The sequence below is a fragment of the Streptomyces sp. NPDC091972 genome (assembly GCF_044756385.1).
Lineage (GTDB): Bacteria > Actinomycetota > Actinomycetes > Streptomycetales > Streptomycetaceae > Streptomyces.
In genome coordinates, this window is the sequence record NZ_JBIVSV010000017.1 from 1 (window position 1) to 25,467 (window position 25,467).

The following is a 25,467-nucleotide window of genomic DNA, read 5'->3' on the forward strand; positions in this document are numbered from 1 at the left end:
GGCGGCCGCCCGCCGTTGCGGGCCGTTGGACCGGGCGGGGGGGTGGGGGGGGCGGGCCCCCCCCCCGGGGGGGGGGGGGGGGCCCCCCCCCCCCCCCACGGCGCCTGTCGTTCCCTATGCGGTTGTACCTGCCCGAGCCGTCTCCCCGAGTGGACGGCGCCGGGCGGCTCCGTGCGCCCTCGCCCTAGCTTTCCGCCAGGATGTGCGAGAGCTCCTGATCCAGATCGAAGTGGCGGTGCTCCGTGCCCGGGGGCACAGCGGCATCGGTTCGCTTCAGGAACGACTCCAGGGCCCGCGCCGGGGCCTCGAGCAGTGCTTCTCCCTCCGGGGAGCTCAGGGCGATGCAGACGACCCCCTGACCGTGGCTGCGCGACGGCCAGACTCGGACGTCGCCGGTTCCGGTGGGCCGGTGGAGGCCCTCCGCGAGGAGGTCGCGGGCGAAAACCCACTCAACGGTCTCCTCGGCTCCGGTGTGGAAAGTGGCGTGCACGGCGTAGGGGTCGGCCGTGTCGTACCGCAGGCCTGCGGGGACAGGCAGGGAGGACTCGCTCGACACAACGAGGCGCAGGTGCAGCTCGCAGCTGACCGTGGTGTTCATAAGCGCCAGGGCCTTTCGCTCAGTGTGCGCTCGGGGATTCGCACGTCGGCGAAATCGACATGCCACCTACGGTGCCGTTGTAAACCCCTCTGAGTGTTTTGCGTGCCTTTACGTAACTCTTCCGGCCGAGAACCCCTTGCGGAGGTACGACCATTCCGGTGACCGGTTTCTCTCCGGTAGGGTTCGGCTGTATGAATACGGGGAGTGACGAGGCGCGCGAGGTCGCCGTGGCACCTGACGGGCAGATCGGCGAGAAGTCGGACGGGGCGCAGGACGGGCAGGCGCTCGGGTCCAGGGCGCCGGAGTTCATCAAGTCGCGGCGGTTGCTGCACCTGAGCTGGCAGGTCTTGGTCTTCGTGATCGGCCTCGCGGTCGTGGTCGCCGGGATCATCATGCTGCCGCTGCCGGGACCCGGCTGGGTCGTGATCTTCGGCGGTATGGCGATCTGGGCGACCGAGTTCGTCTGGGCACAGCTCGTGCTCCGCTGGACCAAGCGGAAGGTGACCGAGGCGGCCCAGCGTGCCCTCGACCCCAAGGTGCGCCGGCGCAACATCATCCTGACCTCGGTCGGCCTGGTGATCATCGGCGCGATCCTCGGGGTCTACCTGTGGAAGTTCGGCTTCGAGATGCCCTGGAACATCAAGGACCAGTGAGCCCGGGGCAGGGTGCCGAGACTGTCGTCGCCGGGCACAGGCGCGGTGGCGCCCTGCAAGGGGTCCATGACCAAGGCGCCGGAAGCCGCAGGCGGGGTCGTTGCGGCGTCGGGGCAGGTGTCCGGCCCGCCCCGGCGGAGGCCTCGCGGGCGGTCGCATCCCGCGGTGTGACGCAGAGGTTCCGAACGTCCTGAGCTCCCGCTCGACGCCCGGAGTCCTCTCGCGGACATGGCACGGGAACCCCCTGACATGGGGTAATGTTCTTCCTGCGTCCGGGCGATTAGCTCAGTGGGAGAGCGCTTCGTTCACACCGAAGAGGTCACTGGTTCGAACCCAGTATCGCCCACCCGGACCCACGGCCCGTCCGCGATCTCGCGGACGGGCCGTCGGCATGTGTGCGGACCGGAGCGCGCGCCCCGTGCGCCGTCGGTTCCGCTTCGGATGACCTTCCGCGGGATCCCTCGCCGCCGTCCGTCCTTTTCCGGCCGTCCGCAGATCCCGTACGACCGCCGGTGGGACGTTCGATCGGTCGATCACGCGGCTCTCACCTGGGGCGTCGTCAGTTCTCCCGGGATGCGCCCCCGTTGGAGGCGCGCCGGTCTCTCACCACACTCTCGATAAATTCCTGTCCGAATCATTGACGCACCTCCGGGGCCTCCGTAGCTTGTGCCAGCAAGCGCTTACTTGAAACGATTCATGCAGGCGGCGACGCTGCGGGGAGGGGCCCGACTGTGGGAACCAACAGGAATGTCGAGAGGCGAACCATCCTGAAGGCGGCCGGGGCTACAGCGGCGACGCTGGGGCTGGCCGCGACGACCGGGTGTGGTGGTGGCAGCGGGAGTTCCGGAGACGGGACCGTGACACTCCGTTACGCGTGGTGGGGTGGCGAGCCGCGCACCATCGCCATCAAGAAGACGATCGCGCTCTTCGAGAAGAAGTACCCGAAGATCAAGATCAAGCCTGAATTCACCGACTACGAGGCGTTCTGGGAGAAGTTCCAGACCCAGGCCTCCGGTGGTAATCCGCCGGACGTTTTCCAGAATGCGGTCGGTTTCCTGCGCAAGTACGACAAGCGCGGTGTTCTGCTGGATCTCAAGCAGCAGGCGGACGCCGGGAATCTGAGCCTGGACAACTTCCGCAACGGCGTTCTGGCGAACGGTCAGGTCGACGGCAAGCAGATCGCCGTGCCGGTCGGCGCCAACACCATGTCGCTCGTCATCGACCTGAAGGCCTTCAAGAAGGCGGGCGTGGAAGCGAAGTTCGGCTGGACCTGGGACGAGTACTTCGCCGCGCTCCAGACGATCCAGGACAAGCTGAAGATCGCCGGTGACACCGGCTACTTCAGCATCATGTACCTCTACGACCTGTATCTGCGCCAGAACGGCAAGGCGTTCTTCACGGACTCCGATCTCGGCTTCACCGAGGACGATCTGACGCAGTGGTGGACGGACGGCTACAAGCGCGTCAAGTCCGGGCTCGTCGCCGACCCGAAGAAGATCGAGCAGGTCAAGCCCAAGTCCGGTCTCTCGGCGGGCCTCGCCGCCTCCGAGTTCACCTGGGACAACTTCTCCATCCGCTACGAGGGCGAGGGCGAGTCGGACTACGGGCTCGCGCCGATCCCCACCACGGACGCCAAGAACACCGGCCAGTACCTCGGTTCGCTGATGCTGAGCGCCTTCTCCGGGACCAAGCACCCCAAGGAGGCGGCGCAGTTCATCTCCTTCATGGTGCACGACCCCGAGGTCGGCAAGATCATGGGCTACGACCGCGGCATCCTCGCCACGACCGAGCAGTACGACGCGTTCAAGCCCACCGACCCCAACAACAAGGGTGTCGCGGCCTACGAGGACGAGGTCGCCAAGGCCGGGGTGCTCGGGAAGATCACCCCGCACCCGTCCGGCGCCGATGTCATCGAGGCGGCGTTCCTGCGCCTCGGCGGTGAGGTCGCCCAGGGCAAGTCCAAGCCGGCCGATGCCGCCAAGTCGCTGTTCAGCGAGGCCAAGGCCGCGTTCGCGGGCTGAGGGGACGTACCACCATGACGCTCGTCAAGGAAGCGCCCGTGCGCCCGGCCGGGAAGCGGCCCGCCGCTCCCGCCGCCGGGCGGCGCGGGCGGCGCCGCGAGAACCTCGCCGGCTATCTCTTCATGTCGCCGTGGATCGCGGGATTCCTGCTGCTCACGGCGGGGCCGATGATCGCATCGCTGTACTACGCGTTCACCCGGTACAACCTGTTCACCCCGCCCGAGTGGGTGGGCTTCGACAACTTCACGACGATGTTCCAGGACCCGCGCTGGCAGAAGTCGGTGGAGGTCACGCTCAAGTACGTCGTCGTGGCCACCCCCCTGAAGCTGCTGCTCGCGCTCGGGGTCGCCCTGCTGCTCGCGCAGAGCCGCCGCGGCCAGGGCCTGTACCGGGCCGCGTTCTACATGCCCTCGCTCATCGGCGCCAGTGTCTCCGTCGGCTTCGTGTGGCGGGCGCTGTTCTCCGACGACGCGATCGTGGACCGTACCCAGAAGATCTTCGGCGTCGACGTGGGCGGCTGGATCGGCAACCCCGACTACGTGCTCTACTCCCTGGTGGCCCTCAGCATCTGGCAGTTCGGGGCGCCGATGGTCATCTTCCTGGCCGGTCTCAAGCAGGTCCCCCGGGAGCTGTACGAGGCCGCCGAGGTGGACGGGGCAGGTCCCTTCCGCAGGTTCTGGAACATCACGCTGCCGATGATCTCCCCGGTGCTGTTCTTCAACGTGCTGCTGGAGTCCATCCACGCGTTCCAGGTGTTCGGCTCCGCCTACGTCGTCTCCGACACCCGGTGCGGGCCCGCCGACGCCACCCTCGTCTACACCTGTTACCTCTACCAGAAGGGCTTCAAGGAGGCCCAGATGGGCTTCGCGGCCGCGATGGCCTGGTCGCTGGTGGTCGCGGTGGCGCTGGTCACGGCGGTCCTGTTCTGGTCGCAGAAGAAGTGGGTGCACTACGAGGAGGCCGCCAAGTGACCACCGTGACCAGCCCAGTCGCGCGCACCGCGAACGAGCGGCGGCGCTTCGGATCGATCGCCTGGCACCTCGGCGCGCTCGTCATCCTCGCGGTCATCCTGTACCCGGTGATCTGGGTGCTCGGCGCCTCGTTCAAGCCGAGCAAGGACATCATCGCCAGTATCGACCTGCTGCCGGCCAAGCCTGTCTGGGCGAACTTCTCCGGCCTCGCCGACGGCATCTCCGGCATCTCCATCAGCAGCTTCTTCCTGAACTCGCTGACCTACGCGGGTCTCGCCGTGGCCGGCGTCGTGCTCTCCAGCTCCCTGACCGCGTACGCCTTCGCCAAGATCCGCTTCGCCGGGCGGAACCTGCTGTTCACGCTGATGATCGGCACCCTGCTGCTGCCGTACCACGTGCTGCTCATCCCGCAGTACGTGATGTTCCGCAAGCTGGAACTGGTGGACACGCTGGTGCCGCTCGTGGCCGGCAAGTTCCTGGCGACGGAGGCCTTCTTCGTCTTCCTGATGGTGCAGTTCATGCGCGGGCTGCCGCGCGAACTGGACGAGGCCGCCAAGCTCGACGGCTGCGGGCACCTGAGGACCTACTGGTCGATCGTGCTGCCGCTGTGCCGTCCCGCCCTCATCACCAGCGCGATCTTCACCTTCATCAACGCGTGGAACGACTTCATGGGCCCGTTGATCTACCTCAACACCCCCTCCAAGTACACCGTCTCGCTCGGCCTGATGATGTTCCGCGACCAGGAGGGCATCTCCAACTACGGCAGCATGATCGCGATGTCACTGGTGGCGCTGGTGCCCGTCATCGCCTTCTTCATGGCCTTCCAGCGGTATCTGATCGACGGTATGGCGACCTCCGGACTGAAGTGAGGCGGTCAGCGTGGCGCAAGCACGTGTGAAGGCCCGTAAGGCGTCCGTGTTCGGCGGCGAGCGCTTCGCCCTGTTCGCCGAGACCCTGCTGACCGGTGTGTGGATCGCGGTGGGCTGTCTCGGCGTGGTCACCTGCCCCGCGGCCTTCGCCGCCGGCGCCCGGCACGTGCGCCGGCGTATGAGCCACGAGGGCGGCGGTCTGCGGGAGTTCGTGGCGGACTTCCGTACGGCCGTGCGCCGCGGGTGGCTCGTCGGGGTCGCCGGGTGGGCCGCGGCGGCCGTGGTGTGGGTGGACGTCCAGGCCGCGCGGGCCGGGGTCCCCGGCGGTCCGCTGGCCGGGGCCGTCGGACTGTTCGCACTGATCGGTCTCGTGGTGGCCGGGCTGCGGGCGGCGGCGGTCTGGGCACCGGGCGCCTCCTGGCGCGCGCTGCTCGCCGACGCCGTACGCCGGACCCTGCGCGATCCCGCCGGGTCCTTCCTGATCGTCGCGGGCCTGGCCGTCGTCGCCCTGTCCGCGGGGTTCGTCGCGCCGCTGGCGGTCCCGGTCCTCGGGGCCGTCGCGGCGGCGGCGGTGGCCGTGGAGGAACGCCACCGGCGCCGCTGACGAGCGGTGCCCTTGTCATCACGGGGTCGGCGCCTCCGCGTCGCACCTCTCCCTGTCATGCCCCTGACCAGCCTCTTCCACGGAAAGGAATGGCCATGTCCCCCATCCCCCGCAGGTCCATCCTCAAGGCGGCCGCCGTCGCCGGTGCCGCCGCCCAGTTCAGCTGGGCGCTGGGAGCCAAGGACGCGCAGGCCGCGCCCACAGCCGCCGAGGCCGACGACTCGCCCGTGACCCTGGACTGGCTGGAGGACGGCGGTCTCGGTGCCGCACCCGGCTCCACCGTCGGTGTCCCCTGGCCCAAGGGCGTCTACCGGGAGGACCAGAAGTTCGCGGTCACGGACGCCGAGGGCAAGGCCGTGCCCGTCCAGTCCTGGCCGATCGCCTACTGGCCGGACGGCTCACTCAAGTGGACGGCTCACGCGGTCAGTTCGGGCAACGGCAAGCTGTCGCTGACCGCCGGCGAGGCCGCCGTACCCGACAAGAAGGTCACCGTCGACCAGGGAGGCGGCACGATCACCGTCTCCACCGGTGTCATCACCGCGAAGATCGGGAAATCCGGCGCCACCCTCGTCAAGTCGGTCACCCGCGGGTCGACCGAGATCGCAAGGAACGGGCGGCTCGTGCTGATCCGCCAGCCCGAGATCGAGGACGAGGACCAGGGCACGGTCAAGACCGAGCGCTTCGAGGGAGCCGTCTCCACGGTCACCGTCGAGCAGTCCGGCCCGGTCCGTGCGGTCGTCAAGATCGACGGCAAGCACCGCAAGGGCAACCGGAGCTGGCTGCCGTTCTCGATCCGCCTCTACTTCTACGCGGGTGCCGACTCCTTCCGCATGGTGCACACCATCACCTACGACGGCACCCAGGAGCCCGGCAAGGCGAGCGGCGACTTCATCCGCGGCCTCGGCGTCCGCTTCGACGTGCCGATGCGCGACCAGTCCTACGACCGCCACGTCCGCCTCGGCGGCGAGGGCACCGGCCTGCTGCGGGAGGCCGTCAAGGGCATCACCGGACTGCGCCGCGACCCCGGCATCGCCGTGCAGGAGGCCCAGTACGCGGGCCGGAAGCTGCCCGACCCGTCCACCTGGGACCAGCGGGTCACCACCCGGCTCCAGTACATCCCCGAATGGGGCGACTACACGCTCTCCCAGCTCTCCGCGGACGGCTTCACCGTGCGCAAGCGCACCAAGAAGGGGCACGGCTGGATCGGTGCCGGCGGCGGCCGGCGGGCCTCCGGCTTCGGATACGTCGGCGGCGCGAGCGGCGGATTCTCCTTCGGGCTGCGGGACTTCTGGGAGCGCCACCCCTCCCAGCTCGACATCCGCGACGCCCACACCGACGAGGCCGAGGTCACCCTCTGGCTCTGGTCGCCCGAGGCACAGCCCATGGACCTGCGCTTCTACCACGACGGCATGGGCCAGGACACCTTCGCCGAACAGCTCGAAGGTCTCAACATCACCTACGAGGACTACGAGCCGGAGTTCGGCACGCCCTACGGCATCGCCCGTACCTCGGAACTCCTCTTCTGGGCCAACGAGTCGACGCCGTCCCCGGAGACCCTGGCCCGACAGGTCGAGGCCGTGAGAGTGCTGCCGCAGCTCGCCGCCCCGCCCGGGCAGCTCATCAAGGCGAAGGTGTTCGGGCCGGGCCTCTACTCCGAGCCGGACCGCTCCACCCCGGCCAAGGCGAAGATCGAGGACCACCTCGACTTCCTGTTCACCTACTACAAGGACCAGGTGGAGCAGCGCCGTTGGTACGGCTTCTGGGACCACGGCGACATCATGCACACCTACGACACCGTCCGGCACCAGTGGCGGTACGACATCGGCGGCTACGCCTGGGACAACTCCGAGCTCTCACCCGACCTCTGGCTGTGGTTCGCGTACCTCAGGTCGGGGCGCGCGGACATCTTCCGGTTCGCCGAGTCCATGACCCGGCACACCGGCGAGGTCGACGTCTACCATCTCGGCAAGTGGGCCGGACTCGGCACCCGGCACGGTGTCCAGCACTACGCCGACAGCGCCAAGCAGCAGCGCATCGCCAACACGACGTACCGCCGCTACTACTACTTCCTCACCGCGGACGAGCGGGTCGGCGACCTCATGCACGCCAACGTCGACTCCGACGAGACGTTCCTCTTGCTCGATCCGCTGCGCAAGGTACGCACCGACCCGTACACGCCCGACCGGCACGCCCTGTCCGTCGGCTTCGGCACGGACTGGAGCGGGCTGGTCTCGGCCTGGCTGACCGAGTGGGAGCGCAAGGGCCCCAAGTGGGAGAAGGCCAGGGCACGCGTCCTGTCGACCATGGAGGGCATCGCCGCCCAGCCGAACGGGTTCGTGCAGGGCAGTGGGCTGTACGACCTCGACACGGGCAGGTTCGCCGTGGCCGCCGCTCCAGCGGTGTCGGTGTCCCACCTGTCCGCCGTCTTCGGTCTCAACGAGCTGTGCGCCGAGCTCATCGACCTCGTCGACATGCCGAAGTTCAACGAGGCGTACTTCGACTACTGCCGCTACTTCAACGCCACCAAGGCGGAGCAGGCGGCGCGCTACGGGTCCAACTTCGGTTCGCTGCTGCTGTTCCAGGGACACTCGCGGCTCGACGCGTACGCGGCCGTCAAGACCGGGGACGCGAAGCTCGCCGCCCGCGCCTGGGACAAGTTCTACAACTCCGACGGGTACAAGGAGTCGGCGCCCTGGAAGACGGAGGCGTTGAGCGGGCCCGTGGCGTTGGTGGCGGGCAGTGAGGCGGCCTGGGTGTCGACCAACGACACCGCGCTGTACGGGCTTGCCGCCATCGAGAACCTGGCGTTGCTCGGGGACAGGATGCCTTCGTAGGGGTCGAGGTGGTGGGGAACTGCGCGTCCGTCGTGGCCGGCCGCGCAGTTCCCCACGCTCCTGGGTGAGGTCAGTGCAGGCTTCCCAGGAAGTCCCGCATCCTTCGGACATCTCTGATGCGTCGCTCGTACGACGCTCCCAGCGCGAGGAGCAGGAGGCCTGCCAGCGCCAGAGGTACCCAGCGGGGGAGGGCGTCCGCCACCTGGACTATGTACGGGGCCAGTTCGTGGAGGGCGTCCAGGGTCAGGACCGAGCCGCCCAGGACCAAGGGGGCCTGGAGGCTGTGGCCGCCGCCCATCAGGGTGAGGGACAGCGCCGCCAGGCCCAGGAGCAGCGGGCGGGTCCAGTCGGGGTCGTCCCAGGCCATGACCAGGCTCGGCAGGAGAGTGGCGGCCAGACCCGGGCCGTACGCCGTCCAGGACGAGGTCTCCGGGACGCGCCGCCTGCGGAGGTGGCCGACGAGCAGGGCCGGGATCGTGACCGGGACTGTGTACGCCTCGGGGATGTCGATCTCCCAGGCCGCCAGGCGGACCCAGGTCGCCAGGACGAACAGGGCGGTTGCCGCGTAGCCGAGGAGGCGGCGGTCCTTGCGGATCGCCGTGCCCGCGGTGATCACCGCGCACAGGGCCAGGACCAGGGCGAGCGTCGGGAGGTCGGTGACGGTCAGGGCGACCGCCAGGAGCGCGGTCGTGGCTCCGGCCAGCTCGATCGGGAGGCGCGCGGGGGAGTCGGTGAGCCGCCAGGCCAGCAGGGCAGCGGCCGCCGGGACCGTCAGGACGAGCAGAGCCGTGTGCGGGGCCGACCAGTCCGCGGCGGCACCCGTCGCACAGGCGAGGGCGGCGGCGTACCCGAGGGCGGTGGGCGCCGTGACGGGGGCGGCACGCCAGGAGGCCGCGGCGAACAGCACGACCAGGGCGCACAGCACGGTGAGGGTCGCCGGCCTGGTGGCGAGCGAGACGAAGGCGAGGCTCACGGAGGCCACGAGCGCCGGGACGAGAGCGACGGGCCTGGACAGCAGGACGGCCGACGCCAGGACTCCCGCGGTCGCCGCTCCCTGGATCAACAGGCCGAGGAAGTAGGGGAGTTCCAGCACCGCCGGGACGGTGAGGAACGCCGCCCAGGCCAGGCCGAGGGCGGTGGTCAGTGCCCTCGTGCGCCAGGTCGTGTCGCGCACGGCCAGAGCGAGGACGCCCGCCAGGACCACAAGGATCAGCGGGACCGTCTCGGAGTACGGCGGCCAGGTCAGGTGGGACGTGACCGCGGCGCGGGCGTCCGGCGGGGCGCCGGTCCACGCCTGCGAGGCCCAGGAGAGCGGCCCCAGCACGACCACGCCGACGACGGGCAGCGTCCACAGGAGGGACAGCGCCTGCACCGCACCGGACGCCCACAGCAGACCCCGCCGGACCGTCTCCGGCAGCCGGGCCGGCCGCAGCGCCGCCAACAGGGCGATGCCGAGGGCCAGATGGACCGGGACCGTCCACACCCCGGGCAGCGCGGACCGGGCCACCCCGCCGAGGGCGGCCACCGCGAGCAGGCCGGCGGTGAGGGCGAGACCGCGGGACTGCTCCTCGCCGGGCGCGCGGGTCGCCTCACGGCCGCCCCGCCACCCGGCGGTCAGCGCGATCGCGCTCGCCAGGAGAAGGAGCGCCGCCGCACGGGCGGCGGCGCTCGGGCCGGAGGCCGACCAGGTCAGCCAGCCAGCGGCCAGGACGCCCCAGGCACCCGTTCCGTACGCGCCGGTCGCGGCGACCACGCACAGGGACGCGGACGTCATCCGGAGGGCCAGGAGCGTGTCCGCCCCGGCCGTCACCAGAAGCGCGGCCGTGAGCCCGTACGAGCCCGCGTCGGCCGCCACCGCCCAGAAGAACAGCGGGAGTTGGGCCGCGACCAGGGCGGCGGGGCGGGGCAGACGCAGCTCGGCGGTGCGCGGCAGGAGGCCGTACGCCGCCCAGAGCCCCGCCAGCAGGGCCGAGGCGACCGCGGTGTACGGCGCCCCCGGGGACCGCGGGAACACGGCCCCGTGCAGCGCGACCGCGTCCAGGACGGTCAGGGCCAGGCCCAGGCCCGCCACCGACTCGGCCGTCGAGCGCAGCCCGCGCCTCAGCAGCGGGAGCGGCGCGGCGAGCACGGCCGCCGTGACCGCGCCGAGCACCAGGGACCGGCCGACGATCCCCAGGTGGCCCCAGCTGACCAGCGTGAACACCATCGCCGCGACGGTGAGCAGGACACCGCCGAGGACCAGGAGGACGTTCTGCACGCTCGGTGCGCTCGCCTCCGGGCGAGGGGGCGAGGAAGGCTTGGGGCCGGACTGCTGCGGCGCCTGCCACTGCGGCTGGAGAGCGGCGACCAACCAGGCGCGGCGGGCCAGCAACTGGCTGCGGCGGGCGTCGAGTTGCCACAGCTCGGCGTCGATGAGCCGCAGCTCCTCGGCCGGGGGCGGGATGTGCGTCATGCCTGAAGTGTGGGCTGGGTCACGCGGCACGACATGAGTACACGTACTCAGAACCTACTCGGATCCGATGCCAGACTCTCCCCATGGACTGGACCCGATACCGCTTCCGCAGTCTGTGGTCCCTGCCTGCGAAGCCCGCCGTCGTCTACGACGCGCTGGAGCGCGCCGAGGAGTATCCGCGCTGGTGGCCCCAGGTGCGCGAGGTGCGGCGGCTGGACGGCACCAGCGGGGTGATCACGATTCGCGCCGTGCTGCCGTACGACCTGGTCTTCACCGCCCGCGAGGTGCGGCGGGACCCGGCGGCCGGGGTGCTGGAGATCGCGATGGACGGTGATCTCGACGGCTGGGCGCGCTGGACGATCACAGCCGACGGCGACGGCAGCCTCGCCCACTACGAGCAGTTCACCGAGGTGAACAAACCCCTGCTGAGGCGCTTCGCCGTGCCCGGACGGCCGGTCTTCCTCCTCAACCACCGGTGGATGATGCACGCCGGACGGCGCGGGCTGGCCGCCCACCTGGAAGCGGTTTGAAGGAAGGCCGCGGGGACCTGTATTGTTCAGTGCGTTCCCGGGCGATTAGCTCAGTGGGAGAGCGCTTCGTTCACACCGAAGAGGTCACTGGTTCGAACCCAGTATCGCCCACCGGGAAGCCGGTCCGTCTCAGACGGGCCGGCTTTTTTCATGCTCTCCTACGCCGCCGCCGGCAGGTCCGGACGCAGCGGCCACGCCGGGTCCACCGACTCCTCCGAGCCGCTGCGCGCGAACCATGCCTGCAGGCCCCGCGCCTGGGCCGCGTGCCACACCGCCTGGAGGCTGTGCAGCTCCGTCGGCTCCAGCCGCTCCAGCCGGGCGGCGAAACGGCGCCCGATCGCCCGTACGACATCCAGCGCTGCCTGGGCGTCGGCGGCGGCGTCGTGCGCGCCGTCCAGCGTGACGCCGTAGTGCTCGCACAGATCCGTGAGGGTGCGGCGGCCCTTGCGGTAGCGGTCCAGGTGCTTGTCGAGGACCCGCGGATCCAGCACCAGCAGCGGTGACGAGCCCAGCCAGCGGTCCAGCGACGAGGCGCGGTGGCGGCGCAACTCCCGGTCCAGGACGGTCAGATCGAACGGCGCGTTCATCACGACCAGCGGACGGCCCGCGGCCGCCTGCTCCGCCAGCGTCTCGGCTATCTCGAACATCACCGGCGCCGGCCAGCGGCCGTTGCGCTGGAGATGCTCGTCGGTCAGCCCGTGCACCGCGGTCGCCCCCGCGGGCACCGGCACACCCGGGTTGACCAGCCACCGGCTCACCCGTGGCCGGGTGCCCGCCGCGTCCTGCACGACGACAGCGGCCGACACGATCCGGTCGGTCTCGATGTCCACGCCGGTGGTCTCGGTGTCGAAAGCGGCCAGGGGCCCCTCGTACCAGCACGTCATAGCTTCAACCCCTCGTTCACCCACGGCAGTCTGACGCACCGTCTTCTGCCCGTTTGGTGATACCCGGGCTGTTTGCGACGTACGCCGGAAGGACACAACAGGAGTGCGGGTCTTTGCAGTTCAGCGGCCCGGTGTGCGATTCCTGTGGCCCGTGTGCGGGCATGTCACTTGGCTTGGAAGGCTGTTGGTCATGGCGATAGCGCAGCCCGAGCGGGGCGGGCTGCTGCCCGAACGCACGGGCCCCCTTCGCGGCACGCTCGCCACCACCGCCTGCATGGAGACACTGCAGGTGGGTTATCTGCACGCGGTCGCCGCGGCGGCCGGCTGCTCGTTGTCGCAGCCCTTCCCGGACAACGGCATCGACTGGCACGTCAGCCACGGCTCGCCCGGACACACCGTCGACGACGAGGTCACCATCAAGGTGCAGCTCAAGTGCACCTACCAGGTGGCCCCCAACCCGGCCGGGCGCTTCTTCTCCTTCACCCTCGACAACGACCACCTGCGCAAACTCGCCCGCACCCCGGTGTCCGTGCACAAGATCCTGGTGGTCATGCTCGTGCCCAGAAGCCAGGACGACTGGCTGCGCGCCGGCCACGACCGTCTGGACCTCAGACACTGCTGCTACTGGGTCAACCTGGCCGGTCACCCCGTCACCGGCCGGACCCGGACCACCGTGCGGATCCCCACCAACCGCATCTTCGACGACCGGGCCCTGTGCGAGATCATGACGCGGGTCGGGACGGGAGGCAGACCATGACCCACCGCCCGCTGGAGGAGCCGCTGCGCGCCGTGCGCCCCCACCCGGAGGCCCACTGGCACCGCCCGCCGAGCCCCGACCAGGTCGACCCCGCCGTCCTGAGCGCCCTGCTGCACCGGCACGGCTGGCAGCGGCGCGGCGGCGCCCCCGGACGCTACGGCCGCTGGACCCCGCCCGGACCGGGCGGCGGCGGCACCAGCCTGCTCGTGCCCGAGAGCCGCGCCTTCCCCGACAGCGAGGACCTGCTCGGCGACGCCCTCGTCGCCCTCTCCCGCAGCGGCACGCCGTCCGCGCGCGAGGTGCTCGTCGCCCTCGCCGTGCCCAGCGACGAGATCCGCTGGTGGCGGGACGTCCCGGCCGGCCCCGCCGACGCCACGCCGTGGACCGTCGAGGAGCAACTGCGCGCCGCGGCCCGCCACATGCTGCTCGCCGGCGCGCTCGCCACACGCGCCCGTGCCGGCTACTACGGCGCCCGCTACCGCCGTACGGCTGCCGCGTCCCTCGACACCGTCCTGGTCGGCTCCGCCGCCGGTGGCCGCCGGCTCACCGCCTTCGTGCCCGTCGGCACCGCCCGCCCGCTCGCCGTCCGCCTCCACCAGGCGCTCTGCGCCGGCCGCGAGGCCATCGACTACCAGCGGGCCACCGGCGGCATGGACGCCTTCGACGGGGCCGTGGAAGCGGGCGTCAGCCGGGAGCTCACCGAGGCGCTGATCGCCCTGGTACGCGGCACGGAGGGCGCCCGTGTCGCCGTCGAGTGGGCGCCCGCGGCCGGGGTCCCCGAAGGGTGCGCGGCCTCCACCGAGGCCGTCGAGTTCTCGCCCGGCGACCTGCCCGTGCTGCGCGAGGCCGGGGCCCGCTTCCTGCGCCAGGAGCCCTCCGTCGCCGTTCGGATCACCGGCACGGTGGTGCGGATGCGCAGGTCGGGGCCGCGCGGGGACGGGTCGGTCCGGCTGCGGGTGATCGCCGGCGCCGAGGTACCGCACCTGCGGCTCACCCTGGACGAGGAGGCGTACCGCGTCGCCGGCCACGCCCACCTGGTCGGACTGCCGGTGCGGGTGCACGGCAGGCTGGAGAGCCGCGGAGGCTTCCGCAGGCTCACGGGAGCCACGGGCGTCGTGCCCGTGCAGGTCGACGAGGCCGAGCGGGACCGGCTGACGAAGTCCCTCCAGGAGAATCCCGACTTCTTCGAGGAGACCTGCGGAGGGGACGGAGACCGGGACTGATTTCGCGGAGGTGGGGGCCGGGTCGGTACGATCCCCTATTGCGCGCGCTCCCGGTATGGCGCCGCACCCACCTTCAGTCAGGAGAGACCGGTGTCAGACGTCCGTGTGATCATCCAACGCGATTCCGAGCGGGAAGAGCGCGTGGTGACGACGGGCACTACGGCCGCCGAGCTCTTCGCCGGCGAGCGCTCGATCGTCGCCGCGCGCGTGGGAGGCGAGCTCAAGGACCTCGCGTACGTCCTGTCCGAGGGCGACGCGGTCGAGGGCGTCGAGATCTCCTCCGAGGACGGTCTCAACATCCTGCGCCACTCCACCGCGCACGTGATGGCGCAGGCCGTCCAGGAGCTCTTCCCGGAGGCCAAGCTCGGCATCGGCCCGCCGGTCAAGGACGGCTTCTACTACGACTTCGACGTCGAGAAGCCGTTCACGCCCGAGGATCTCAAGGCCATCGAGAAGAAGATGCAGGAGATCCAGAAGCGCGGGCAGAAGTTCTCCCGCCGCGTGGTGACCGACGAGGCGGCCCGTGCGGAGCTCGCCGACGAGCCGTACAAGCTCGAACTGATCGGCCTCAAGGGCTCGGCCTCCTCGGACGACGGCGCGGACGTCGAGGTCGGCTCCGGCGAGCTGACGATCTACGACAACCTCGACGCCAAGACCGGCGACCTGTGCTGGAAGGACCTCTGCCGCGGTCCGCACCTGCCGTCGACCCGCGCGATCCCGGCCTTCAAGCTGATGCGCAACGCCGCCGCCTACTGGCGCGGCAGCGAGAAGAACCCGATGCTCCAGCGCATCTACGGCACCGCCTGGCCGACCAAGGACGAGCTGAAGGCGCACCTCGACTTCCTCGCCGAGGCCGAGAAGCGCGACCACCGCAAGCTCGGCTCCGAGCTCGACCTGTTCTCCATCCCGGAGCAGATCGGCTCCGGCCTCGCCGTCTTCCACCCCAAGGGCGGCATCATCCGCCGCGTGATGGAGGACTACTCGCGCCGCCGTCACGAGGAGGAGGGCTACGAGTTCGTCTACACCCCGCACGCGACCAAGGGGAAGCTCTTCGAGCAGTCCGGGCACCTGGACTGGTACGCCGACGGCATGTACCCGCCCATGCAGCTCGACGAGGGCGTGGACTACTACCTCAAGCCCATGAACTGCCCGATGCACAACCTGATCTTCGACGCGCGCGGCCGCTCCTACCGCGAACTGCCGCTGCGCCTCTTCGAGTTCGGGACCGTGTACCGGTACGAGAAGTCGGGTGTGGTGCACGGCCTCACGCGTGCGCGTGGCTTCACGCAGGACGACGCGCACATCTACTGCACCCGTGAGCAGATGTCGGAGGAGCTCGACAAGACGCTCACCTTCGTCCTCGGCCTGCTGCGCGACTACGGCCTGACCGACTTCTACCTGGAGCTGTCCACCAAGGACCCGGAGAAGTTCGTCGGCTCCGACGAGGTCTGGGAGGAGGCCACCGAGACGCTGCGCCAGGTCGCCGAGAAGCAGGGGCTGCCCCTGGTCCCGGACCCGGGCGGCGCCGCCTTCTACGGCCCGAAGATCTCCGTCCAGACCAAGGACGCGATCGGCCGCACCTGGCAGATGTCGACGATCCAGCTCGACTTCAACCTGCCGGAGCGCTTCGAGTTGGAGTACACCTCGCCCGACGGCTCCAAGCAGCGCCCGGTCATGATCCACCGCGCGCTGTTCGGCTCGATCGAGCGGTTCTTCGCGGTGCTCCTGGAGCACTACGCGGGCGCCTTCCCGGCGTGGCTGGCCCCGGTCCAGGCCGTCGGCATCCCGATCGGCGACGCGCACGTCGAGTACCTGGAGAAGTTCGCGGCCGCGGCAAAGAAGCAGGGGCTGCGGGTCGAGGTGGACTCCTCCTCGGACCGGATGCAGAAGAAGATCCGCAACGCCCAGAAGCAGAAGGTGCCCTTCATGGTCATCGCGGGCGACGAGGACATGGCGGGCGGCTCGGTCTCCTTCCGCTACCGCGACGGCTCGCAGGAGAACGGCATCCCCTTCGACGAGGCCATCGCGAAGATCGTGAAGGTCGTGGAGGAGCGGGCGCAGGTCTGACGCCCGTACGGCGGGGCCTCCGGGAGTTCAGCTTCCCGGGGGCCCTTCGTCGTCCTCCCGGGCGAACACCTGGAGCAGCCAGGAGGCGAAGGTGCCGGTCACCGCGCCGAGCAGGGCCAGCCCGACGACCATCACAGCGACCGCGATCAGACGCCCGAGCGAGGTCACCGGGACGACATCGCCGTAGCCGACCGTGGAGAGCGTGGCGCAGGTCCACCAGACCGCGTCCCCAAAGGTGCGGATGGTCGCACCGGGTACGTCGTGTTCCTGCTGGTAGACGGCGAGGGCACCGGTGAAGCCCAGCAGGAGGGCCGACAGACCGGCGTACACGATCACACGCGCGTGCAGGACGAGCCGGGGACGGCCGTGGCGGCGCTGCACGGCCTCGTACAGCTTCACGACCCTCAGCGGGCGCAGCAGCGGCAGGAGCAGGACCACGGTGTCCAGCACATGCGTCCGTACGAAGCGCAGCCCTTGTCCGCTGAGCCGCCAGCGCACGGCGTAGTCGACGGCGAACAGCGCCCAGGCGGCCAGCGTCACCGCCAGGCAGAGGTCGAGCACGGCGTCCGGGAGCCCGCGGGCCAGGACCCGCACCGCGTAGGCGGCGAGGAAGGCCAGGGAGGCGACGGCGAGGGGGATCTCGGTGCCATGCTCCCAGCGTGCTCGGCGGGGCGGCTGCGGCACGCTGGTGCGGTGACTCCGGCGCCTTCGGTGAGCGGCTGTGCCGTGGGCCCCGGGTTCGTCCGTGCCGCCGCCGTCGTCGTCCGCGTGTCCCGCCGTGCCGTGATCCTCGCTACCCCGCGTGCCGTGATCCTCGTGACCCCCCGTGCCGTGGACCGAGCGGGCGCTGTCGCCGCCTGTTCCGTGCCCGTTGTCGGGGTGGGTGCCTCTGTCGTCGTCCACCCGCCCAGCTTGACCCGGGCCGCTTTTCGTACAACCCCGCCGACACGGCGCGAACGGGCGAAGCCATATGCTGCTTTGCATGACGAGTGAGCCGGAGCAGCAGTTGGGAGTGGGGACGCAGGACGCGTTCCAGCGTCTGTGGACACCCCACCGGATGGCCTACATCCAGGGCGAGAACAAGCCGACCGGCCCGGGTGCCGACGACGGCTGCCCCTTCTGCTCCATTCCGGCCAAGTCCGACGAGGACGGCCTGATCGTCCGGCGCGGCCGGCTGGTGTACGCGGTGCTCAACCTCTACCCGTACACCGGCGGCCACCTGATGGTGGTGCCCTACCGTCACGTGGCCGACTACACCGACCTGACCGAGCCGGAGACCGCGGAGCTCGCGGCGCTGACCAAGCAGGCGATGACGGCCCTGCGGACGGCCTCCGGGGCGCACGGCTTCAACATCGGCATGAACCAGGGGACGGTCGCCGGCGCCGGCATCGCCGCCCACCTGCACCAGCACATCGTCCCGCGCTGGGGCGGCGACACGAACTTCATGCCGGTCGTCGGCCACACGAAGGTGCTGCCGCAGCTCCTCGGCGACACCCGCAAGATGCTGGCGGATGCCTGGCCGACGGATTGATCCCGGCCGGCTCCGGCATATTTCAGCCCGTCCGGCGTTTGAGGACGAGGCCGCCAGGCCGAAGGGGGGTCTGGGGGCGCAGCCCCCAGGGCCGGCACCCAGACCCACCTGACGCGTCAACCCGGCCGAACCGCCGGAGGCCTACGCGTCGTAGACGTCCGCCTTGCGCGGCGACACGTCCTGGACCTGCGTGCTCAGGAAGCCCGCGCGCGTGCCGAACTTCTCGGTGTCCACGCCGTTCTCCTGGAGCACCCGGATCGCCGCGGAGTGCACGACCCGCAGCACCGGGGTCGCGGCGCGCAGCGCGTCGTCGGCCATGAAGCGGTGCCGCCACGGCTTGTCCGCCCAGGCGTGCCGCAGACCGAACGGCTCCGGGAGGGCGAGCGAGCCGCCGAGATAGTTGAGCAGCGGCGGGTACCAGGTCAGGGGCGCCCGGGCGGCGAGGCGGACCACCTCGTCCGCGTCGACCAGCGGGAGCTTGATCTTCTTGGTCTCCCAGAACCTGACCTGCTTGGCGACCTCCTTCTCCTTGGCCGCGGGCTTCGAGGTGAACAGTCCGTGCACCGGTCCGAGCGCGTGCCCGGTGACCTCGATGCGCAGCGTCTCGTGCAGCACGGTCACCGTGATCAGCATGGTGATGACGAGCTGCCCCTCCCACAGCGTCCACTGCACGCCCAGGTAGTGCCGGTCACCGCCGCCGAACTGCTGCTTGTTGCAGATGTCCTGTATCGCGTGCATCTTGACCTGGTACGCGTCCACGTCCGTGCCGCCGGGCCGGGAGACCTCCTTCGCGCCCTCCGCGATCGGGGTGACGACCCAGTGGCGTATGGACGGCTTCGGGAAGCCGCCGGTGTTGATCGTGTTGCGTTCCAGCATGCGCAGCTGGTCGTGGATGGAGCGGATGACGTCCCAGCTGCGGAAGGGGTGGATCTCCCGGGTGGGGTCGGCGGACACCAGGTCCTCGGCGAGCTGCCAGCTGCCCCACCGGGTGCCCATGCCGAGTATGCCCTTGGGGCCGGCGTAGAAGACCGAGTTGGACTGCTGCTCGGCGCTGAGCGTGGCCAGGGACTGGCGCAGTTGCTCGGCCGCGGTCTCGCCCGGGTTGCTCGGCACCGCCTCGGGCACCTTGGCGCCCACGCTGCTGCCGGCCAGGAGGCTGGCCCAGCGCTCCCGGAGATCCCGCGCGGTGCGCTCGCAGATCTGCTTGGCCCAGAACCAGCCGACCACGGGCAGCACCACGCACGCGCGTGCGTACCAGCCCCAGAAACCGGCGAACGGCATCTTGAGCAGGAAGAGCACGGCCAGCGCGCCCATCGCGACGAGCAGCGCGGTGGCGAACGCGCCCGCCTGCTTGTTGTCCTCGCGCCTGGCGATGTTGGTGCGCAGTGTGAAGACCAGCAACCAGACCAGGAGCCCCGGCAGGAAGAGCACCCCGCACAGCACCATGACGGCGGTCAGCCAGTTGTCCCGGTCCCGGCGGATGTTGTTCGCCGCGAGACAGTGCTCGACCACGACCTGCGGCTCGGCGCCGAAGGACTGGATGAGCGGCTTGCGGCCCGCGCCGAGCATGCGGGTGATCACCGCCGTGGAGAACGCCTCGCCCAGGTTGGGGCGGAAGATCTTCGCCCACTTGCGGCCGCCCTTGACGGCCGACTGGTGCCATTCGTTGTTGGCCTTGAGGATCTCCTCCACCGGATTGTCCCGATAGGCCGCCGAGGCCAGCGCGAACGTCGCCGTCTGCGCCTCGTCGCCCGTGCGCGGCACCTGCGGACCGAAGATGTCCGCGTAACCGCCGTCAACGGTCATTCCCGCCCCCGATCGCCGCCGGACTCACCCACTGCGGCCTTCCCGACTTCCGTGCTTCGCACACCTGTTGATCAGGTCATCAGCGTATCCGTACGCACTGACATTAATCGGCGGACGGCCGAAGCCGCCCGCCGATTCGGAAGGGAGCGTTCCATGAACGTCACCCGTGGGGCCCCGAACGCCACTTGTGCGGCACCCGAACCCAACTACGAGGCGACGCGTGCCTCTTCACGGATCCTCTCGGCGATCTGCGGCGGCATGGGTTCGTGCCGCGCGTAGGAACGGCTGAAACGCGCGGTGCCGTGCGACAGGGACCTGAGGTCGACGGCGTACCGCCCGATCTCGATCTCGGGCACCTCGGCCTTGACGAGCGTGCGCCCGCCGTTGGTCTGCTCGGTGCCGAGCACCCGGCCGCGCCGCCCGGACAGGTCGCTCATCACGACGCCCACGTAGTCGTCGCCGACCAGCACGGACACCTCGGCGACCGGCTCCAGCAGATGGATTTTCGCGTCGGCCGCGGCCTCCCTGAGGGCCAGCGCCCCGGCTGTCTGGAACGCCGCGTCCGAGGAGTCCACGGAGTGCGCCTTGCCGTCCAGCAGCGTCACCCGCACGTCGATGAGCGGGTGGCCGGTGGCGACCCCCTTGGCGGCCTGCGCCCGTACGCCCTTCTCGACGGACGGGATGAACTGCCGGGGCACCGCGCCGCCGACGACCTTGTCCACGAACTCGATGCCCGAGCCGCCGGGCAGCGGCTCCACCTCGATCTCGCAGATGGCGTACTGCCCGTGCCCGCCGGACTGCTTCACGTGCCGCCCGCGCCCGGCCGACTTGGCGGCGAAGGTCTCCCGCAGGGGCACCCGGTGCGGTACGACGTCCACCTGCACGCCGTAGCGGCTGCGCAGGCGTTCGAGGGCGACGTCGGCGTGCGCCTCGCCCAGGCACCACAGGACGACCTGGTGGGTGTCCTGGTTCTGTTCGAGCCGCATGGTGGGGTCCTCGGCGACCAGCCGGGCGAGGCCCTGGGAGAGCTTGTCCTCGTCCGCCTTGCTGTGCGCCTGGATGGCGAGCGGCAGCAGCGGGTCGGGCATCTCCCACGGCTCCATGAGCAGCGGGTCGTCCTTGGCCGAGAGGGTGTCGCCGGTCTCGGCGCGGCTCAGCTTCGCCACGCACGCGAGGTCGCCCGCGATGCAGTGCGAGAGCTGGCGCTGCTGCTTGCCGAAGGGCGCGGACAGGGCGCCGATGCGCTCGTCGACGTCGTGGTCCTCGTGCCCGCGGTCGGCGAGCCCGTGCCCGGAGACATGGACCGTCTCGTCGGGGCGCAGGGTCCCGGAGAAGACCCGTACCAGCGAGATCCGGCCGACGTACGGGTCCGACGCCGTCTTCACGACCTCCGCGACCAGCGGCCCGTCGGTGTCGCACGCCTTGATCTCACGCGGTTTGCCGTCGATGGTCGTGACGCCCGGTGTCGGGTGCTCGAACGGTGTCGGGAAGCCGCCGGTGATGAGCTCCAGCAGTTCGACCGTGCCGAGCCCCTGCCGGGCGCCCTCGGCCGCGGGGGCGGCGGCCAGGACCGGATGGAACACCCCGCGCGCGACGGCCCGCTCCAGGTCCTCCACGAGCGTCTTGAAGTCGATCTCCTCGCCGCCCAGGTAGCGGTCCATGAGGGTCTCGTCCTCGCTCTCCGAGATGATCCCCTCGATGAGCCGGTTGCGGGCCTCCTCGATCCCCGGCAGCAGGTCCTCGCCCGGCTCGGACTCCTTGCGCTCCCCGGACGAGTAGTCGAACAGCTTCTGCGACAGCAGCCCGGTCAGCCCGGTCACGGGCGCGTGCCCGTCGGGCCCCTGCGGGCCGCGCAGCGGGAGGTAGAGCGGGAGCACGGCGTCCGGGTCGTCGCCGCCGAAGGCCTCCGCGCAGATCCGTGTCATCTCCTCGAAGTCCGCCCGCGCGGCCTCCAGATGCGTGATGACGATGGCCCGGGGCATCCCGACGGCCGCGCACTCCTCCCACACCATGCGCGTGGAGCCGTCCACGCCGTCCGAGGCCGAGACGACGAAAAGGGCCGCGTCCGCCGCGCGCAGACCGGCCCTGAGTTCCCCGACGAAGTCGGCGTATCCGGGGGTGTCCAGAAGGTTGATCTTGTACCCGTCCCATTCGACGGGCACCAGGGAGAGCTGTACCGAGCGCTGCTGCCGGTGCTCGATCTCGTCGTAGTCCGAGACGGTGCCGCCGTCCTCCACGCGGCCCGCCCGGTTCACTGCCCCCGCGGTGAGCGCGAGAGCTTCCACCAGTGTCGTCTTGCCCGATCCGGAGTGGCCGACCAGCACCACATTCCGTACGGACGCGGGGTGGTCGGCCGCTGTTGCCCTGCCGGCGGCTCCGGGGTGTGCGTTCGCCTTGTCGCCCATGGCCTTGCCTCCCGTGCACGGTGAGGTCTCTGTGGGCGCGGACATGCGGACCCGCGTGCGGTGCGGCTCCGGTGACGCCCGCGGTCCTTCGAGCTTTCCACTCCCGTCACGGTGCGTCCATACGACGGACGCGATCGCGCCGTGACCAGGAAGCGGCGGGCCCGTGACACGGGCTCCGGGTGCCCGGCCGTCGCCCACGCGCGTGCGTGGCTACGATGGGCCAGCCGGTGGCCAGCAGGGGCCGAGCCGGCCACACCGACCGTCGGGAAGGCCATGCTGAACAAGTACGCGCGTGCATTCTTCACGCGTGTTCTCACTCCGTTCGCCTCGTTTCTGATCAGAAGGGGCGTCAGCCCCGACACGGTCACGCTCCTGGGCACCGCCGGAGTGGTCGCGGGCGCGCTGGTCTTCTACCCCATGGGGGAGTTCTTCTGGGGCACGGTCGTGATCACGCTGTTCGTGTTCTCCGACCTCGTCGACGGCAACATGGCCCGCCAGCTCGGCCGTTCCAGCCGCTGGGGCGCCTTCCTGGACTCCACGCTCGACCGGGTCGCCGACGGAGCGATCTTCGGCGGTTTCGCCCTCTGGTACGCCGGTGGCGGTGACGACATCGCCCTGTGCGCGGTCTCCATCTTCTGCCTGGCCAGCGGCCAGGTGGTGTCGTACACCAAGGCCCGTGGCGAGTCGATCGGACTGCCGGTCGCCGTCAACGGCCTGGTGGAGCGTGCCGAACGCCTGGTGATCTCGCTGGTCGCGGCCGGGCTCGCGGGCCTGCACAAGTTCGGTGTGCCCGGCATCCAGTACTTGCTGCCGATCGCCCTGTGGGTCGTCGCCGTCGGCAGCCTGGTCACGCTGATCCAGCGGGTCGTCACGGTCCGCCGGGAGTCGGCGGAGGCCGAGGAGGCCCCGGGGGAGCCGGGCGCCGGGGCGGGCACCGCGGCGCCCGGCGGCGCCGCGTCGGATGGGGCGGCATCGGGTGTGGCGGCATCGAACGGGACGGCGCCGGGTGGCGTCGGCTCGGACGTGACCGGCTCGGACGTGGCCGGACCGGATGCGACCGGACCGGATGTCGCCGGGGAGCAGTCCCGGCAGCAGGGGAGCGAGGCCGCGAAGTGAGCGCCCAGGAGCGGCTGACGGACTCCCTGTACGGCCTCGGCTGGGGCGTGGTCAAGAAGCTTCCCGAGCCGGTCGCCGTGCGCCTCGGCCGGAGCATCGCCGACCTGGCCTGGAAGCAGCGCGGCAAGGGCGTCCTCCGTCTGGAGAGCAACTACGCGCGCGTGGTGCCCGACGCGAGCCCGGAGCGCCTCGCCGAGCTCTCACGCGCGGGCATGCGGTCGTACCTGCGCTACTGGATGGAGTCCTTCCGGCTGCCCGCGTGGAGCAAGGACCGCATCAGGAGCGGTTTCGACCCCAAGGGCCTGCACCACCTCACCGACGGGCTCGCCGCGGGCAAGGGCGTCATCCTCGCGCTGCCCCACATGGCCAACTGGGACCTCGCCGGCGCCTGGGTCACCACCGCGCTGGAGACGCCGTTCACCACGGTCGCCGAACGGCTCAAGCCGGAGACCCTGTACGACCGCTTCGTCGCCTACCGCGAGGGCCTCGGCATGGAGGTCCTCCCGCACAGCGGCGGCACCGCCTTCGGCACCCTGGCCCGGCGGCTGCGCGACGGCGGCCTGGTCTGCCTGGTCGCCGAGCGGGACCTGTCGTCCTCCGGCGTCGAGGTGCGGTTCTTCGGTGAGGCGACCCGCATCCCCGCGGGCCCGGCCCTGCTGGCCCAGCAGACGGGCGCGCTGCTGCTGCCGGTGACACTCTGGTACGACGACTCGCCCGTCATGCAGGGCAGGGTGCACCCCCCGGTCGAGGTGCCCGAGACAGGTACGCGGGCCGAAAAGACGTCTGTCATGGCACAGGCGCTGGCCGATGCCTTCGCCACCGGGATCGCCGACCATCCGGAGGACTGGCACATGCTCCAGCGTTTGTGGCTGAAGGACCTGGAACCCCGGCCGTCGGACGGGGCCCGCCCGTGAGGATCGGCATCGTCTGCCCGTACTCCTGGGACGTGCCGGGCGGCGTCCAGTTCCACATCCGCGACCTCGCCGAGTACTTCATCCGCCTCGGCCACGAGGTGTCCGTCCTCGCCCCCGCCGACGACGACACCCCGCTGCCGCCGTACGTCGTCTCGGCCGGCCGCGCGGTCCCGGTGCCGTACAACGGCTCGGTGGCCCGCCTCAGCTTCGGCTTCCTGTCGGCGGCACGGGTGCGTCGCTGGTTGCACGACGGCGAGTTCGACGTGGTCCACATCCATGAGCCGTCCTCGCCGTCGCTCGGACTGCTGACCTGCTGGATCGCGCAGGGCCCGATCGTCGCCACCTTCCACACCTCGAACCCGCGCTCCCGGGTCATGGTCGCCGCGTACTCCATCCTCCAGGCCGCCCTGGAGAAGATCAGCGCCCGGATCGCCGTCAGCGAGTACGCCCGCCGTACGCTCGTCGAACATCTCGGCGGGGACGCGGTGGTGATCCCCAACGGCGTCGACGTCGACTTCTTCGCCAAGGCCGAGCCGAAGCCCGAGTGGCAGGGCGACACGATCGGCTTCATGGGCCGCATCGACGAGCCCCGCAAGGGTCTGCCGGTCCTGATGAGAGCCCTGCCGAAGATCCTCGCCGAGCGCCCGCAGACCCGGTTGCTGGTCGCCGGGCGCGGTGACGAGGAGGAGGCGGTGGAGTCGCTCCCCGAGGAGCTGCGCGCGCGCGTGGAGTTCCTCGGCATGGTCAGCGACGAGGACAAGGCCCGCTTCCTGCGCAGCGTCGACCTGTACGTCGCCCCCAACACCGGCGGCGAGAGCTTCGGGATCATCCTCGTCGAGGCCATGTCGGCGGGCGCCCCGGTGCTGGCGTCGGACCTGGACGCCTTCGCCCAGGTCCTGGACCAGGGCGCGGCGGGCGAACTCTTTGCCAACGAGGACGCCGACGCGCTGGCGGAGGCCGCGGTACGGCTGCTCGGCGACCCGAAGAGGCTGGCCGAACTGCGGGATCGTGGCAGCTCGCACGTCCGCCGGTTCGACTGGTCGACCGTCGGGGCGGACATCCTGTCGGTCTACGAGACCGTGACGGCGGGAGCGGCGGCGGTGGCCGCTGCGGACGACGAGCGGGGGCCGGGACTGCGGGCGCGGTTGGGGTTGGCTCGGGACTGATCTCCGGCGCGGGTGCGAATCGCGGGCGGTGTCTGCACGCCGGGCCGCCCGGCCCCCTACGGCGAA

Annotated in this window: 19 protein-coding genes, 2 tRNA genes and 1 pseudogene; 16 read left to right on the top strand and 6 right to left on the bottom strand. The window is 70.7% G+C overall.

Translation table 11 applies throughout. From position 1 onward, the window contains the following. Positions 1-184 precede the first annotated feature (184 nt). On the bottom strand, positions 185-598 hold the full coding sequence (locus ACIQJT_RS36715) for an SsgA family sporulation/cell division regulator (protein ID WP_004002642.1): 414 nt from the start codon (positions 596-598) through the stop codon (positions 185-187). A gap of 191 nt (positions 599-789) precedes the next feature. Here ACIQJT_RS36715 and ACIQJT_RS36720 point away from each other — a divergent pair, with 191 nt between their 5' ends. The 7 genes from ACIQJT_RS36720 (at position 790) to ACIQJT_RS36750 (ending at position 8,550) form a co-directional block, all read left to right on the top strand. Further along, complete coding sequence (locus ACIQJT_RS36720) at positions 790-1,251, top strand: TIGR02611 family protein (RefSeq protein ID WP_402650025.1); 462 nt, start codon at positions 790-792, stop codon at positions 1,249-1,251. A 274-nt stretch (positions 1,252-1,525) separates the two neighbouring features. Continuing rightward, a tRNA-Val gene (locus tag ACIQJT_RS36725) sits at positions 1,526-1,597 on the top strand. Between the two features lie 385 nt (positions 1,598-1,982). Beyond that, positions 1,983-3,272, top strand: coding sequence for an extracellular solute-binding protein (locus ACIQJT_RS36730; protein ID WP_402650026.1), 1,290 nt, complete (start codon positions 1,983-1,985; stop codon positions 3,270-3,272). A gap of 14 nt (positions 3,273-3,286) precedes the next feature. After that, positions 3,287-4,243, top strand: coding sequence for a carbohydrate ABC transporter permease (locus ACIQJT_RS36735; RefSeq protein ID WP_402650027.1), 957 nt, complete (start codon positions 3,287-3,289; stop codon positions 4,241-4,243). After that, complete coding sequence (locus ACIQJT_RS36740) at positions 4,240-5,112, top strand: carbohydrate ABC transporter permease (protein WP_365461675.1); 873 nt, start codon at positions 4,240-4,242, stop codon at positions 5,110-5,112. The genes ACIQJT_RS36735 and ACIQJT_RS36740 overlap by 4 nt, the downstream gene beginning before the upstream one ends. Positions 5,113-5,122: 10 nt before the next feature. Then, a complete protein-coding gene (locus tag ACIQJT_RS36745) occupies positions 5,123-5,716 on the top strand; it encodes a hypothetical protein (RefSeq protein ID WP_402650028.1) in 594 nt (197 codons plus the stop codon). Positions 5,717-5,811: 95 nt separating this feature from the next. After that, complete coding sequence (locus ACIQJT_RS36750) at positions 5,812-8,550, top strand: Tat pathway signal sequence domain protein (RefSeq protein WP_402650029.1); 2,739 nt, start codon at positions 5,812-5,814, stop codon at positions 8,548-8,550. 70 nt (positions 8,551-8,620) lie between these two features. Here the strand turns inward: ACIQJT_RS36750 and ACIQJT_RS36755 are convergent, their stop codons facing one another. Beyond that, the gene (locus ACIQJT_RS36755) at positions 8,621-11,002 is read right to left on the bottom strand and encodes an SCO7613 C-terminal domain-containing membrane protein (RefSeq protein ID WP_402650030.1); all 2,382 of its coding nucleotides are present in this window, start codon (positions 11,000-11,002) and stop codon (positions 8,621-8,623) included. Between the two features lie 83 nt (positions 11,003-11,085). Here ACIQJT_RS36755 and ACIQJT_RS36760 point away from each other — a divergent pair, with 83 nt between their 5' ends. After that, entirely contained in the window at positions 11,086-11,532 is a 447-nt protein-coding gene (locus tag ACIQJT_RS36760; RefSeq protein WP_402650031.1) for an SRPBCC family protein, read from the top strand. Positions 11,533-11,571: 39 nt separating this feature from the next. Then, positions 11,572-11,643: transfer RNA gene (locus ACIQJT_RS36765), tRNA-Val, on the top strand. Between the two features lie 47 nt (positions 11,644-11,690). On the opposite strand, the gene ACIQJT_RS36770 is transcribed toward ACIQJT_RS36765, so the two are convergent. After that, a complete protein-coding gene (locus ACIQJT_RS36770; RefSeq protein WP_365461665.1) occupies positions 11,691-12,416 on the bottom strand; it encodes a 3'-5' exonuclease in 726 nt (241 codons plus the stop codon). 190 nt (positions 12,417-12,606) lie between these two features. Between ACIQJT_RS36770 and ACIQJT_RS36775 the strand changes: the two genes are divergently transcribed. The 3 genes from ACIQJT_RS36775 to thrS all read left to right on the top strand — a co-directional run bounded on the left by ACIQJT_RS36775 (position 12,607) and on the right by thrS (position 16,463). Next, on the top strand, positions 12,607-13,173 hold the full coding sequence (locus tag ACIQJT_RS36775) for a DUF4365 domain-containing protein (RefSeq protein ID WP_402650032.1): 567 nt from the start codon (positions 12,607-12,609) through the stop codon (positions 13,171-13,173). Then, positions 13,170-14,396: a hypothetical protein gene (locus tag ACIQJT_RS36780; protein WP_402650033.1), complete on the top strand. Its 1,227-nt coding sequence runs from the start codon at positions 13,170-13,172 to the stop codon at positions 14,394-14,396. Before ACIQJT_RS36775 ends, ACIQJT_RS36780 begins: the two co-directional genes overlap by 4 nt. A 90-nt stretch (positions 14,397-14,486) precedes the next feature. Next, entirely contained in the window at positions 14,487-16,463 is a 1,977-nt protein-coding gene (gene thrS, locus ACIQJT_RS36785) for a threonine--tRNA ligase (RefSeq protein WP_402650034.1), read from the top strand. Positions 16,464-16,490: 27 nt separating this feature from the next. Here the strand turns inward: thrS and ACIQJT_RS36790 are convergent, their stop codons facing one another. Then, positions 16,491-17,147: a potassium channel family protein gene (locus tag ACIQJT_RS36790; RefSeq protein ID WP_402650096.1), complete on the bottom strand. Its 657-nt coding sequence runs from the start codon at positions 17,145-17,147 to the stop codon at positions 16,491-16,493. A 286-nt stretch (positions 17,148-17,433) separates the two neighbouring features. Here ACIQJT_RS36790 and ACIQJT_RS36795 point away from each other — a divergent pair, with 286 nt between their 5' ends. Further along, positions 17,434-17,994: an HIT family protein gene (locus ACIQJT_RS36795; RefSeq protein WP_402650035.1), complete on the top strand. Its 561-nt coding sequence runs from the start codon at positions 17,434-17,436 to the stop codon at positions 17,992-17,994. Between the two features lie 141 nt (positions 17,995-18,135). Here ACIQJT_RS36795 and ACIQJT_RS36800 read toward each other — a convergent pair whose 3' ends face one another. Both ACIQJT_RS36800 and ACIQJT_RS36805 read right to left on the bottom strand, forming a co-directional pair. Next, a complete protein-coding gene (locus tag ACIQJT_RS36800; RefSeq protein ID WP_365461655.1) occupies positions 18,136-19,800 on the bottom strand; it encodes a hypothetical protein in 1,665 nt (554 codons plus the stop codon). 206 nt (positions 19,801-20,006) lie between these two features. Beyond that, positions 20,007-22,205, bottom strand: coding sequence for an elongation factor G-like protein EF-G2 (locus ACIQJT_RS36805; RefSeq protein ID WP_402650097.1), 2,199 nt, complete (start codon positions 22,203-22,205; stop codon positions 20,007-20,009). 215 nt (positions 22,206-22,420) lie between these two features. Between ACIQJT_RS36805 and pgsA the strand changes: the two are divergent. The 3 genes and pseudogenes from pgsA to ACIQJT_RS36820 all read left to right on the top strand — a co-directional run. After that, a pseudogene (gene pgsA, locus ACIQJT_RS36810) lies at positions 22,421-23,111 on the top strand (phosphatidylinositol phosphate synthase); the annotation flags it as partial. A 206-nt stretch (positions 23,112-23,317) separates the two neighbouring features. After that, positions 23,318-24,235: a phosphatidylinositol mannoside acyltransferase gene (locus ACIQJT_RS36815; protein ID WP_402650036.1), complete on the top strand. Its 918-nt coding sequence runs from the start codon at positions 23,318-23,320 to the stop codon at positions 24,233-24,235. After that, the gene (locus ACIQJT_RS36820; RefSeq protein ID WP_365461651.1) at positions 24,232-25,401 is read left to right on the top strand and encodes a glycosyltransferase family 4 protein; all 1,170 of its coding nucleotides are present in this window, start codon (positions 24,232-24,234) and stop codon (positions 25,399-25,401) included. Before ACIQJT_RS36815 ends, ACIQJT_RS36820 begins: the two co-directional genes overlap by 4 nt. Positions 25,402-25,467 lie beyond the last annotated feature (66 nt).

Coding starts and splice junctions, on each gene's coding strand:
- ACIQJT_RS36780 (WP_402650033.1), top strand. CDS start 13,170: ATGACCCACCGCCCGCTGGAGGAGCCGCTGCGCGCCGTGCGCCCCCAC.
- ACIQJT_RS36760 (WP_402650031.1), top strand. CDS start 11,086: ATGGACTGGACCCGATACCGCTTCCGCAGTCTGTGGTCCCTGCCTGCG.
- ACIQJT_RS36775 (WP_402650032.1), top strand. CDS start 12,607: ATGGCGATAGCGCAGCCCGAGCGGGGCGGGCTGCTGCCCGAACGCACG.
- ACIQJT_RS36720 (WP_402650025.1), top strand. CDS start 790: ATGAATACGGGGAGTGACGAGGCGCGCGAGGTCGCCGTGGCACCTGAC.
- ACIQJT_RS36800 (WP_365461655.1), bottom strand. CDS start 19,800: ATGACCGTTGACGGCGGTTACGCGGACATCTTCGGTCCGCAGGTGCCG.
- ACIQJT_RS36770 (WP_365461665.1), bottom strand. CDS start 12,416: ATGACGTGCTGGTACGAGGGGCCCCTGGCCGCTTTCGACACCGAGACC.
- ACIQJT_RS36715 (WP_004002642.1), bottom strand. CDS start 598: ATGAACACCACGGTCAGCTGCGAGCTGCACCTGCGCCTCGTTGTGTCG.
- ACIQJT_RS36805 (WP_402650097.1), bottom strand. CDS start 22,205: ATGGGCGACAAGGCGAACGCACACCCCGGAGCCGCCGGCAGGGCAACA.
- ACIQJT_RS36795 (WP_402650035.1), top strand. CDS start 17,434: ATGCTGCTTTGCATGACGAGTGAGCCGGAGCAGCAGTTGGGAGTGGGG.
- ACIQJT_RS36735 (WP_402650027.1), top strand. CDS start 3,287: ATGACGCTCGTCAAGGAAGCGCCCGTGCGCCCGGCCGGGAAGCGGCCC.
- ACIQJT_RS36750 (WP_402650029.1), top strand. CDS start 5,812: ATGTCCCCCATCCCCCGCAGGTCCATCCTCAAGGCGGCCGCCGTCGCC.
- ACIQJT_RS36755 (WP_402650030.1), bottom strand. CDS start 11,002: ATGACGCACATCCCGCCCCCGGCCGAGGAGCTGCGGCTCATCGACGCC.